We start from the raw sequence: 12,885 nt of genomic DNA on the forward strand, positions 1-12,885 counted from the left end.
CACTCAACTCTCCGGAGTTTCAGCCTGATGCTTGCTCAACCAGTTTGCCAGTTGGCAATATTGCGCCACAGAGACGTTCTCTGCACGCAGCGAGGCATCGATTTCTAATTGATCCAGCGCACCAGCCGCAAACATATGAGCCAGGCTGTTGCGCAGCGTTTTACGGCGTTTACCAAAGGCTTCAGTGGTAATGCGGCTCAGCAGACGAATATCGCTAACCGGATGCTGCGGTTGCATATACGGCACTAAACGCACCACGGCCGATTCCACTTTCGGTGCTGGCGTGAACGATTCTGGTGGCACTTCGAGCACAGGAATTACCTGGCAATAGTATTGCGCCATCACGCTCAAACGACCGTAAGCTTTGCTGCCCGGACCGGCGACTAAACGATTCACCACTTCTTTCTGCAGCATGAAGTGCATATCTTTAATCGAACCAGTATAGCTGAAAAGGTGGAACATCAGCGGCGTCGAGATGTTGTACGGCAGGTTGCCGAACACGCGCAGCGGCTGCCCTTTCTCTTGCGCCAGCGCAGAGAAATCAAAGGTCATCGCATCCTGCTGGAAAATGGTCAGCTTAGGACCGAGGAATGGGTGCGTTTGCAGACGCGCGGCAAGGTCGCGGTCCAGCTCGACTACAGTCAGCTCATCCAGACGTTCACCTACCGGCTCAGTTAATGCGCCAAGGCCGGGGCCGATTTCCACGATAGCTTCACCTTTTTGCGGGTGAATGGCGGAGACGATGCTATCGATAATGTACTGATCGTTCAGGAAGTTCTGCCCGAAACGTTTACGGGCGTAATGCCCCTGATGGACGCGATTATTCATTACTGCTCTTGATCATAGTGATGGCGAGATTAAGCGCCGTGATAAAGCTGCCCGGTTCTGCCTGGCCGAGACCGGCTAATTCAAGCGCGGTGCCGTGATCGACAGAAGTCCGGATAAAGGGCAGGCCAAGTGTGATATTCACCGCGCGGCCAAACCCCTGAAATTTTAGCACCGGTAAGCCCTGGTCGTGATACATCGCCAGAACCGCATCGGCATGTTGCAGGTATTTCGGCTGGAACAGCGTATCGGCTGGCAGAGGTCCGGTGAGTTGGATGCCTTGCTGGCGCAGTTCGTTGAGAGCCGGAATGATGGTATCAATCTCTTCGCGGCCCATATGGCCGCTTTCGCCAGCATGCGGATTAAGGCCACAGACGAAGATATGAGGATTCGGTAAACCAAACTTCTGCTGCAGATCACGATGCAAAATGGTGATCACTTCATGCAGCGTGTCGCGGGTAATCGCGGCAGAAACATCTTTCAGCGGCAGATGCGTGGTGGCTAATGCTACGCGCAACTCTTCCGTTGCCAGCATCATCACTACTAAATCGCCACCGGCGCGGTCGGCAAAAAACTCGGTATGACCGGTAAACGGAATGCCGGCATCGTTGATCACGCCTTTATGCACCGGACCGGTAATCAGCGCGGCAAATTCGCCGTTCAGACAGCCGTCACAGGCGCGTGCCAGCGTTTCCAGTACATAGTGGCTGTTCGCAACGTTGAGTTCACCGGCGGTCACCGGCTGAGCGGTATCAACCTGCAGCAGCGTTAGCGTTCCAGCCTGCTGCGGTTGTGCTGCTGCAGGTTGATAATCACGCAGCGTCAGCGGCAAACCCAATAAAGCAGCGCGACGGCGCAAAAGCTCGCCGTCGCCGCAGACCACCAATTCAACTGGCCAGTTTTGCTGCGCCAGTTGAACGGTGAGGTCGGGACCAATCCCGGCGGGTTCGCCGGGCGTGATCACCACTCGATAATTACTGGCCATTGTTATCCAGAATCTTCACGTAAGCACTGGCGCGCTGTTCCTGCATCCAGGTTTGCGCTTCTTCCGCGAATTTACGATTGAACAGCATGCGATAGGCGCGCTCTTTCTGCGCGGCATCGGTCTTATCAACCTGACGCGTATCCAGCAGCTGAATCAAGTGCCAGCCAAATGAAGAGTGAACCGGCTGGCTAACCTGGCCTTTCTGCAGCTTCAACAATGCATCGCGGAATGCCGGATCGTAAATCTCCGGAGATGCCCAACCGAGATCGCCGCCCTGGTTCGCCGAACCTGGATCGTCTGAGAACTGTTTGGCCGCTGCGGCAAAAGTGGTTTTGCCACTTTTAATGTCGGCCGCGATCTGTTCGATCTTCGCCTGCGCCTGCGCGTCAGTCAGGATCGGTGATGGCTTCAGCAGAATGTGACGCGCATGCACTTCCGTTACAGAGATGCTTTTGCTTTCGCCACGCAGGTCGTTCACCTTCAGGATGTGGAAGCCAACACCCGAACGGATTGGACCAACGATATCGCCTTTCTTCGCGGTGCTCAGCGCCTGCGAGAACAGCGTTGGCAGCTCTTCGATTTTGCCCCAACCCATGTTGCCGCCTTTCAGCGCCTGAGGATCGGCTGAATAAGTCACTGCCAGCTTGCCGAAATCGGCGCCGCCTTTCAGCTGAGCAACCAATTGGCGAGCCAACGTTTCCTGGTCGTCAACCTGCTGCTGCGTCGGGTTTTCTGACAGCGGCAGCAAAATCTGGCTGATATTCAGTTCAGTACCTTGCGAGTTCTGCGCACCAACCTGCGAAGCCAGCGTATCCACTTCCTGCGGCAGGATAGTGACGCGGCGACGCACTTCGTTGTTACGCACTTCGGCAATCGTCATCTCTTTACGGATCTGCGCACGATAAACGTTGTAGTTCATACCGTCGTAGGCCAAACGGCTACGCAGCTGGTCGAGGCTCATGCGGTTTTGTGCGGCAATGTTCTGAATCGCCTGATCCAGTTGCTGATCGTTAATCTGCACGCCCGCTCTTTCACCCATTTGCAGAATGATGGCATCCATGACCTGGCGCTCAAGGATTTGATGACGCAAGGTTTTGTCATCCGGGAGTTGCTGGTTTGCCTGCTGCGCCTGTGATTTCACGGTGCGCATCATGTTATCAACGTCACTTTCCAGTACCACGCCGTTGTTCACGACTGCGGCAACTTTATCAACCACTTGTGGGGCTGCGAACGCAGTGTTAGCGGTAATCGCTACACCAAGAATCAGCATTCTCCAGTTCTTCATACTTTATCCATTGTTGTTTCCGCACTGCGGGAGAGCCTGTCAAACATCACAACATCAGAAAGCGCGCTGGTAAGGAATGATGCCCTGACGCAGCATTTCATTAGTGCCTAAGCCATAGTTGGAACTCAGACCACGCAGCTCAATGTTGAATGAGATTTGGTTGTCATACTTACTGTCGTTGTTTTCCCAACCGTTGATCTTGCGTTCGTAACCCAGACGAATGGCATAGCAGCACGAGCTGTACTGCAGGCCGACCAGCTGTTCAGCCGGACGACTGTTGCGGGTATCGTAGTAATAACCACCCACCAGTGACCAGGCATCCACAATCGGCCAGCTGGCAGTGGCGCCAACCTGTGAAATCCCGTTTTTGTAGATCGGGTCAGTCACCAGGTTAGAGTTATTCAGCGCCTGCGCCACGTATTCCGGGCTGCTGTAGCGATAGCTCAGCTGCACCATACGATCAGCATCCTGACGATACTCAACAATCGCATTACCTTGCGCGACGTTGTCGAGGCGGGTGTCATATTGCAGACCGCCACGCGCGCCCCAACGATCGCTGATTTTCCAGTAAGTGTCGCCGGCCCAAACGAGGCTGCCGGTGTCATCTTCTTGGTTAGTCTGGTTTACGCCGGTACGAGACGGGGTAAACGAGTAGATTTGACCCACAGAAACGTTAAAACGTTCAACCAGATCGTTATCATAAATACGTGTGGTTACGCCGGTCGCCACTTCATTCGCGGAAGCGATGCGATCCAGGCCGCTGTAAGTACGATCGCGGAACAGGCCGGTGTAGTCGGTTTGCAGCAGCGTAGAGTCGTATGGATAGATATCGCTCTGGTTACGGTACGGGACGTAAAGGTACTGAACACGCGGTTCCAGCGTTTGCGTGTAGCCTGGTTCCCAATCCATCGCGCGGTCAAACACTAAACGGCCATCCACTTTAAACTGTGGCAGCGTACGGTTAACCGAGTTTTTCAGCTGGTTATCGCCAGCGGTATTAATCGAGGTGTTGTAGTACTCAACGTCGTCTTGCTGATAGTGCGTCGCCAGGAATTTCGCTTCGGTATCCAGACTTGCCCAGCCGTTTGAAATCGGCAGATTCAGGGTTGGTTCAACGTGCAGACGCGTGGTTTCAGGCATCTGGCTATTCACGTTGGTAAATTTCACCGCCTGGGCAAAGATACGACCATCAAACGGCCCCATATCGTTCTGATAGAAATTCAGATCGAGCTGCGGCATCGCACGATAGACGTTGCTGTTGCTGGTATTACCAAAGACCTGGAAGTCTTTGGTCGACAGCGTCGCGTCCCAATTGGTATCTGCGTAGCCCAGGCTGAATTTCTGCGTGGCGTAACCGTCGGTTGAGCTATAGTACTTCGACTCAAGATCGTTGAAGTAATAAGGATCGCTTACCTTGGTGTAGTCAGCGTTAAAGCGCCAGTGCTTATCGTAAACGCCCGCATGACGCCAGTAGAACAGCCAACGATCGGAGCTATCATTCTGTGCGATACCACGCACCGCTTTATCGTTGTCGTACTGTTTATCTGATTGCAGATAATCCAGCTCCATCAAGCCCGCACCAAACACCGTCAAATAGCGGAATTCGTTCTGCAATTGCAGACCGCGTTTTTCCATATAGTGCGGCGTGATAGTGGCATCGGCCTGCGGGGCGATGTTCCAGTAATACGGCAGCATGAACTCGAAGCCGTTATTACTACCGTATTTCGCATTCGGGATCAGGAAACCGGAGCGGCGACGATCGCCAATCGGTAACTGCAGATAAGGGCTGTAGAATACCGGCACATTGCCGAGCTTAAAGCGGGCGTTCCAGATTTCCGCGACTTCTTCTTCGCGGTCCTGAATCACTTCGGAACCGACCACGCTCCAGCTGTTGGAACCCGGCAAGCAGGAGGTAAAGCTGCCGTTTTCCAGAATGGTGTAGCGATTATTACCGCGCAGTTTCATCTGATCGGCATCGCCGCGGCCCTGACGGCCAACCATCTGATAATCACCGTTCCACACGTTAGTGTCTTTGGTGTTCAGATTTGACCAGGCTTTCGGACCTTTGAGGATGACCTGATTGTCGTCATAGTGCACATTACCCAGCGCATCCACGGTACGAATCGGCGTGGTTTGGCCATCTTGCTGACGCTGATGCAACTGCATTTCGTCGGAACGCAGGCGGCTGTTGCCCTGCTGCACGTCGACGTTACCGGTGAACACCGCATCATTCGGATAATTGCCTTTGGCTGAATCAGAATGGATGGTGACCGGCAGCGAGTTGGTGTCGCCATTGACCAGCGGGCGGTTGTAACTCGGCACGCCCAGCATGCACTGCGACATCAGATCGTCGGCGAGTGATGACTGGCTATAAAGCGCTGCACCAATCATGGTAGCCAGCAAGGTAGGTATACGTTTTTTCATACGCGGTTTCGATAATTCCATGAAAACTGGCATCATGCCGACAATCCGGTCAGAGACTAACTTACTGCCCGGCGTTGCGCCAGTGTTAATCCTTGTCTGTCCGCGTTGCCGTTAGGCGCTGAGATAAATGACAGGTATGATAATGCAATTTTCAGCCGCAAGCATGGCGAATTGAGGAGTTTATGCGCTACTGGGGAAAAGTAATTGGTCTGGCGCTCGGGATATTTTCCGGGGCAGGCTTTTGGGGCATTGTACTGGGTCTGATCATTGGTCACATGTTTGACAAAGTGCGCAGCGTAAAAGGACAGGGCTACTTCGCCAATAATCAGGCGCGCCAAACTCTGTTTTTCAGTACCACCTTCCAGGTGATGGGCCATTTGACCAAGTCAAAAGGGCGCGTTACCGAAGCGGATATCCAGATTGCTTCCTTATTTATGGATCGCATGCAGCTGCATGGCGATGCACGTACTGCCGCGCAGCGTGCGTTCCGTGAAGGCAAGCAGAGCGACTATCCGCTGCGTAGTAAATTGCGCGAGCTGCGCAGCGCCTGCTTTGGCCGATTTGATCTGATTCGGATGTTTCTGGAAATCCAAATCCAGGCCGCCTTTGCCGATGGTTCACTGCATCCCAACGAGCGTCAGGTGCTGTATGTAATAGCTGAAGAGCTGGGCATTTCACGCGCGCAGTTCGACCAGTTCCTGCGCATGATGGAAGGCGGTCAGCAATTTGGCGGCGGTGGTTCTTCACGTGGCGGCGCGTATCAGCAGGCGCAACGCGGTCCAACGCTGGAAGATGCCTGCAGCGTGTTGGGCGTGAAAAGCAGCGATGATGGCACCACCATCAAGCGCGCCTACCGCAAGCTGATGAGCGAGCATCACCCTGACAAGCTGGTGGCGAAAGGTTTACCGCCGGAGATGATGGAGATGGCGAAGCAGAAAGCACAGGAGATTCAGGCGGCTTACGATTTGATTCGTAAGGAGAAGGGGTTCAAATAATCGTCTTCCAGGACGATTATTTTGTAGGGTCGTCATTTATGACGACCTTTTTTATGGCTAAAATTCCGCCGGCTGCCTGAACGTCATGCTATTGCCAAACGCGGGATGTGTGATCGTCAGCGACTCCGCATGCAGCTGTAAACGCGGCGCCATCGCTAGCGCCTCTTCATGCGCATAAAAGCGGTCACCAAGAATCGGATGCCCCAGCGCCAGCAGATGCACGCGCAGCTGGTGTGAACGTCCGGTAATTGGCTTGAGCTTGACGCGCGCACTGTTCGTCGCTTCATACTCCAGCACCTGATACTCGGTCTGCGCCGCTTTGCCGTTCTCAAAACACACCATCTGCTTAGGCCGATTCGGCCAGTCGCAAATCAGCGGCAGATCGATCAAACCCTCTTCTGCCGCCGGATGGCCCCACACGCGCGCCACATAGTATTTAGAGGGCTCGCGCTCACGGAACTGGCGCTTGAGCTCACGCTCAGCCGCTTTATTCAGGGCCACGACGATCACGCCGCTGGTGGCCATATCAAGACGATGCACCGATTCCGCCTGCGGGAAATCACGCTGGATACGCGTCATCACGCTATCCTTGTGCTCCTCCAGACGGCCCGGCACCGACAGCAACCCGCTCGGTTTATTCACCACCATAATGTGCTCGTCCTGATACAGAATATGCAGCCAGGGTTCGAGCGGCGGGTTGTAAGCTTCCATCAGCATGATGTCGCGGTCCTGGACATTATTGGTGCGTGACAACGATCAGGCGCAGCGCATCAAGACGCCAGCCTGCATCGCCCAGGCTTTCCAATACCTGCTCGCGATTGCTTTCCAGCGCTTCAACCTCATCATCACGGATGTTGGGGTTAACCGCGCGCAGCGCTTCGAGACGTGACAGCTCAGCACCGAGCTTCTCTTCGGCTTCCACTTTCGCTGCTGCGATAATCGCCTGCGCTTCTGGCACGATCGCTTTCTCCGCCTGAGTCAGAATCTCGTGCACATCTTGCTGCACCGCATTCACCAGCTTGCTGCCGGTATGGCGATTTACCGCATTCAGTTGACGGTTAAAGCTTTCGAACTCAACTTTGCCCGCCAGATTGTTACCGGCACGATCCATTAGCAAACGCACCGGCGTTGGCGGCAGGAAGCGGGTGAGCTGCAGGCTTTTCGGCGCTTGTGCTTCAACCACATAGATCATCTCGACCAGCAGCGTACCAACCGGCAGCGCCTTGTTCTTCAGCAGCGACAGCGCACAGCTGCCGGTATCGCCCGAAAGAATCAGGTCAAGACCGTTGAGGATCAGCGGATGTTCCCAGGTAATAAACTGGGTATCTTCGCGCGACAGCGCCTGATTGCGGTTAAAGGTCACGGTGCAACCCTCTTCCGGCAGGCCAGGGAAATCAGGCACCAGCATGTGATCGGATGGTGTCAGCACAATCAGGCTATCGCTGCGGTCTTCCTGATTGATACCGACGATATCGAATAGGTTCAGCGCAAAGTTAACCAGATCGGTATCGTTGTCCTGCTCACCAATGGCATTCGCCAGCTCCTGAGCCGCATCTCCGCCGTTGGAGTTCAGTTCCAGCAGGCGATCGCGGCCCTGTTCCAGCTGTGATTTCAGTGCATCGTGCTGCTTACGGCTTTCGCTGACGAACTCATCGAGCCCCTGCGGATTTTCCGGCGCGGCAAGATATTCAATCAGCTGATTGTACTCTTTGTCATAAATGGCGCGGCCGGTTGGGCAGGTGTGTTCAAACGCATCCAGCCCTTCGTGATACCAACGCAGCAGCACCGCCTGCGCGGTTTTCTCCAGCCACGGCACCAGAATCTGGATGTCATGCATTTGTCCGATACGATCGAGACGACCAATACGCTGCTCCAGCAGATCCGGATTGAACGGCAGATCGAACATCACCAAACGGCTGGCGAACTGGAAGTTACGGCCTTCAGAACCGATTTCGGAACACAGTAACACCTGCGCGCCATCCTCTTCGGAGGCGAAGAAAGCCGCTGCGCGGTCGCGTTCGATAATCGACAAACCTTCGTGGAACACGGCGGCGCGGATGCCTTCGCGCTCACGTAATACCTGCTCAAGCTGCAGCGCGGTCGCCGCTTTGGCGCAGATCACCAGCACTTTCTCTTTGCGGTTACTGGTGAGATAACCCATCAGCCACTCAACGCGCGGATCGAAGTTCCACCACGTGCCGCTATCGCCTTCAAATTCCTGATAAATCTGCTCGGGATACAGCATGTCACGTGCGCGCTCTTCTGCGCTTTTGCGTGTGCCCATGATGCCGGAGACTTTAATCGCGGTTTGATACTGCGCGGGCAGCGGCAGACGAATCTGGTGCAGCTCACGTTTCGGGAAGCCTTTCACACCGTTACGGGTATTACGGAACAGCACGCGGCTGGTGCCGTGGCGATCCATCAGCATTGAGACCAGCTCTTTACGCGCATCTTCTTTGCCATCGCGATCGCTGTTAGCCACCTGCAGCAGCGGCTCGATATCCTGTTCACCGATCAGATCGTTAATCAGGTTCATCTCATCTTTGCTGATGGCGTGATCGGCCAGCAGCGAGCTCACCGCATCAGCCACCGGACGATAATGCTGCTGCTCTTCGACAAACTGGCCGAAATCGTGGAAACGATTCGGGTCAAGCAGGCGCAGACGCGCAAAGTGGCTCTCTAAGCCGAGCTGCTCTGGCGTTGCAGTCAGCAGCAGTACGCCAGCGGTTTTCTCTGCCAGCTGCTCGATAACCTGATATTCGCGGCTTGGTGCGTCTTCGCTCCATGCCAGATGGTGCGCTTCATCGACCACCAGCAGATCCCACTCGGCATCGGCCAGCAGTTCAAGACGCTGCTTGTTACGGCGCACAAAATCGAGCGAACAGATAATCAGCTGCTCGGTTTCAAAGGCGTTATCGCTGTCGTGCTGCGCTTCGGTGTAGCGATCGTCATCAAACAGCGCAAAGCGCAGGTTGAAGCGGCGCAGCATTTCCACCAGCCACTGATGTTGCAGCGTTTCTGGCACCACAATTAGCACGCGCTCGGCACGACCGGCCAGCAGCTGTTGCTGAATAATCATCCCGGCTTCAATGGTTTTACCCAAGCCCACTTCATCCGCCAGCAGTACGCGCGGCGCGTGACGACGGCCAACATCGTGGGCGATGTGCAGCTGATGCGGAATCAGGTTGGTGCGCATACCGCGCAGGCCGCTGATCGGCAGGCGGTATTGCTCGCTGTGATATTTGCGCGCGCGGAAACGCAACGCAAAGCGGTCCATGCGGTCGAGCTGACCTGCGAACAGGCGATCCTGCGGCTTGCTGAACACCAGTTTGCTGTCAAGCATTACTTCGCGCATGACGACGCCGGTTTCTTCGGTGTCGAGACGCGTGCCGATGTAAGTCATTAAATCGTTTTCGTTGCGGACTTCATCGACGCACATCTGCCAGCCTTCGTAGCTGGTGATGGTGTCACCCGGATTGAAAATCACACGAGTAACCGGAGAATCATTTCGGGCATACAGGCGGTTTTCGCCGGTTGCCGGAAAAAGCATGGTGATCATGCGCGTATCGATCGCGACCACCGTGCCCAATCCCAGTTCACTTTCCGTATCACTAATCCAGCGTTGACCCAGTGTAAAAACCATATATTTTTTGCTCGACTCTCTGACATGCCATAAAGAAGTTCACCTGTACTCAGGCAATACCCAACCGCCAAACGGGTGTTTGGTCAGATTGTGTGTGCGGTGAGAATCAGGAAGGGCGCTATGGTACTGGATGGCAAGGCATTCGTCACCTGTCAAAAAAGCCCCAGCTGCCCAGTAATGAGTGTAGCAAAGTCATCACCGACGAACGGTAAAATGCCGTCAGCCACCGGCTGCAGCTGTTTGGTGACGTAATGATCGTAGTCGAGTGGCGTATTCCGCGCCTCAAGTGGTTCCGGGCCGGCCGTTGCCATCACATAGCGAATCGATCCACCGTTTTGATACTGCAACGGGCGCTGCAGCTTGCGGTTGTGCTCATCGGCGAGGCGCGCAGCGCGCACGTGTGGCGGCACATTACGCTCATAATCTTTCAGCGCGCGACGCAGGCGTTTTTTATATACCAGCTGATCGTCGAGTTCCCCGGCCAGCAGCTGCGCGACCGTGTCGCGAATGTAATCCTGCCACGGCTCGCCACGGAAAATGCGGCCATAGAGATTTTGCTGGAACTGCTGCGCCAGCGGCGTCCAGTCGGTGCGCACCGATTCGAGGCCTTTAAACACCAGCCGCTCACCGCCATCGCTGCGAATCATGCCGGCATAACGCTTTTTGCTGCCCTGTTCGGCGCCGCGAATGGTCGGCATCAGAAAACGGCTGAAGTGGGTTTCATACTCCAGCTCCAGCGCGCTCTCCAGCCCATAAGTCGATTGCAGATGCTGCTGCCACCAGCCATTAACCTGTTCAGCAAGGTGACGGCCAATCGCAGCCGCCTCCGCTTCACTGCGCGCGCCTTTCAGCCAGACGAAGGTGGAATCGGTATCGCCGTAAATCACATCAAAGCCTTCCGCTTCAATCAGCTCGCGCGTTTGCTGCATGATGGCGTGGCCGCGCAGGGTAATGGATGAGGCGAGGCGCGGATCGAAGAAGCGGCAAGCGCTGGTGCCGAGCACGCCATAAAAAGCATTCATGATAATCTTCAGTGCCTGCGACAGCGGCTTGTTGTTGTCGCGCTTGGCGGCTTCACGGCCTTGCCAAATCTGCTCGACAATCGCCGGTAAGCAGTGCGTTTCGCGTGAGAAGCGCGCGTTGCGAAAACCTGGCACCGAATCGGCGTCATCCGGATGCGCAAGGCCCTCCACCAGTCCAACGGGATCGATGAGGAAGGTGCGAATAATTGAGGGATAGAGGCTTTTGTAATCCAGCACCAGCACCGAATCGTACAGGCCGGGGCGTGAATCCATCACGTAGCCGCCGGGGCTGGCTTCCGGCGCAACTTCACCGAGATTCGGCGCCACGAAACCGGCGCGGTGCATGCGCGGAATATAGAGATGACCAAAGGCCGCCACCGAACCGCCGTGACGATCCACCGCTAAACCGTTCACCGTGGCGCGTTCCAGCAGGAACGGCATGATGGCGGTATGCTGGAAGATGCGCGTCACCAGTTCGCAATCTTTGAGGTTATATTTCGCCAGCGCCGGTTTATCGTTGGCAAAGCGCCAGTTGATCTCCTCCATGCGATCCCACGGATTGTCGATGGCTTTACCTTCGCCCAGCAGCTGGCGCGACACCGCTTCAAGGCTGAAAGAGGGGAAATCCCAGAAGGCAGATTTGAGCGCGTCGATGCCATCAATAATCAAGCGGCCCGTCGCCTGTGCGAAGAACACGCCGGGCTTGAAGCCGTGCTCGCGCCACTCCAGCGCCTGCTTCTGACGCCCTAAACGCAGCGGAATGCCGTATCGATCGGCGTGTTTCTGCAATACGCGCAAATCGAACTGCACCACGTTCCAGCCGATAATCACATCTGGTTCATGCCGTTCAAACCATGCGTTGAGCTGCTCAAGCAGTTGCGGGCGGCTATCAACATAGATCAGATCAAAATCGAGCGTGCTGGCATCGCCGTTGGGCGGACCCAGCATGTAAACCTGGCGCTGACCGCAGCCTTCCAGCCCGATGCAATAGAGTTCGCCATGCTGGGTGGTTTCAATATCCAGCGATACCCATTTCAGCTGCGGACGGTAATCAGGATGCGGCTTCAGGCGCGCGTTGACCACGCTGTCGCCGCGCGTTTCACCGCTAAACCACACCGGCGCAGTGATAAAGCGCTCCATCAAATAGCGTTCGGGTGGACGGATATCTGCTTCATATACCGGAATACCGTTTTCACGCAGGCGCTTTTCCAGGTTTTGCAGCTGGCGATTGCTGCGACAATAGAGGCCAAACACCGGGCGGCGGCGGAAATCCTTCAGCTCTAGCGTTTGCATACGCGTGTGCCGCTCGTCGCGGATCAGCGCTTCGGTTTGCGCGCGGAACTCCTCGGGCACAAACGCCACGGATTCCTGAGCAGGCAGCACCAGCCGCTGCGGGCCGCTGTCGGTTGCCAGCCACAGCACCACTTCGCTGCCGGTCGGCGTATCTCGCCAATGTCGGGTAAGCAGAAAACCTGCGCGCGGATCGGTCACGTTAACTCCAGAGAATGAATTGCATTGAGTATAACATGGATGTTTATACAGTGTATTTGGTTCCCTTTTCCAACATCATTCGAATTGCAGGAAGGCGGCAAGTGCGTAAGTCCCCGGGAGCTTACATCAGTAAGTGACCGGGGCGAGCGCACGCAGCCAACGCACCTGCAATTTGAAGGATGACGGAAAAGCCTACAATTCTTGCCTTGACGCTG

Annotated in this window: 8 protein-coding genes; 1 reads left to right on the forward strand and 7 read right to left on the reverse strand. The window is 55.4% G+C overall.

Translation table 11 applies throughout. From position 1 onward, the window contains the following. Positions 1 to 3: 3 nt before the first annotated feature. From rsmA to lptD, 4 genes are read right to left on the reverse strand one after another with little or no spacing between them, the layout of a single operon-like run. Positions 4 to 828 (reverse strand): 16S rRNA (adenine(1518)-N(6)/adenine(1519)-N(6))-dimethyltransferase RsmA, encoded by an 825-nt coding sequence (rsmA, locus tag NR302_RS03525; protein WP_061718142.1) that lies wholly within the window; start codon positions 826 to 828, stop codon positions 4 to 6. Continuing rightward, a complete protein-coding gene (pdxA, locus tag NR302_RS03530) occupies positions 821 to 1,810 on the reverse strand; it encodes a 4-hydroxythreonine-4-phosphate dehydrogenase PdxA (RefSeq protein ID WP_154154254.1) in 990 nt (329 codons plus the stop codon). Before pdxA ends, rsmA begins: the two co-directional genes overlap by 8 nt. Further along, positions 1,800 to 3,095 carry a peptidylprolyl isomerase SurA gene (gene surA / locus NR302_RS03535; protein ID WP_258144584.1) on the reverse strand — a complete coding sequence of 432 codons (1,296 nt, stop codon included), beginning with the start codon at positions 3,093 to 3,095 and terminating at the stop codon, positions 1,800 to 1,802. The genes pdxA and surA overlap by 11 nt, the downstream gene beginning before the upstream one ends. 54 nt (positions 3,096 to 3,149) lie before the next feature. Then, complete coding sequence (lptD, locus tag NR302_RS03540; RefSeq protein WP_258144585.1) at positions 3,150 to 5,519, reverse strand: LPS assembly protein LptD; 2,370 nt, start codon at positions 5,517 to 5,519, stop codon at positions 3,150 to 3,152. 182 nt (positions 5,520 to 5,701) lie between these two features. Here lptD and djlA point away from each other — a divergent pair, with 182 nt between their 5' ends. Beyond that, a complete protein-coding gene (djlA, locus tag NR302_RS03545) occupies positions 5,702 to 6,514 on the forward strand; it encodes a co-chaperone DjlA (RefSeq protein ID WP_061718138.1) in 813 nt (270 codons plus the stop codon). A gap of 57 nt (positions 6,515 to 6,571) precedes the next feature. Here the strand turns inward: djlA and rluA are convergent, their stop codons facing one another. The 3 genes from rluA to polB all read right to left on the reverse strand — a co-directional run bounded on the left by rluA (position 6,572) and on the right by polB (position 12,670). Further along, the gene (gene rluA / locus NR302_RS03550; RefSeq protein WP_154154246.1) at positions 6,572 to 7,231 is read right to left on the reverse strand and encodes a bifunctional tRNA pseudouridine(32) synthase/23S rRNA pseudouridine(746) synthase RluA; all 660 of its coding nucleotides are present in this window, start codon (positions 7,229 to 7,231) and stop codon (positions 6,572 to 6,574) included. A 19-nt stretch (positions 7,232 to 7,250) separates the two neighbouring features. After that, positions 7,251 to 10,157 (reverse strand): RNA polymerase-associated protein RapA, encoded by a 2,907-nt coding sequence (gene rapA / locus NR302_RS03555; RefSeq protein ID WP_154154243.1) that lies wholly within the window; start codon positions 10,155 to 10,157, stop codon positions 7,251 to 7,253. A gap of 152 nt (positions 10,158 to 10,309) precedes the next feature. Continuing rightward, positions 10,310 to 12,670 (reverse strand): DNA polymerase II, encoded by a 2,361-nt coding sequence (gene polB, locus NR302_RS03560; protein ID WP_258144586.1) that lies wholly within the window; start codon positions 12,668 to 12,670, stop codon positions 10,310 to 10,312. Positions 12,671 to 12,885: the final 215 nt, after the last annotated feature.

The sequence above is a fragment of the Pantoea sp. SOD02 genome (assembly GCF_024707505.1).
Taxonomy (GTDB): domain Bacteria; phylum Pseudomonadota; class Gammaproteobacteria; order Enterobacterales; family Enterobacteriaceae; genus Pantoea; species Pantoea symbiotica.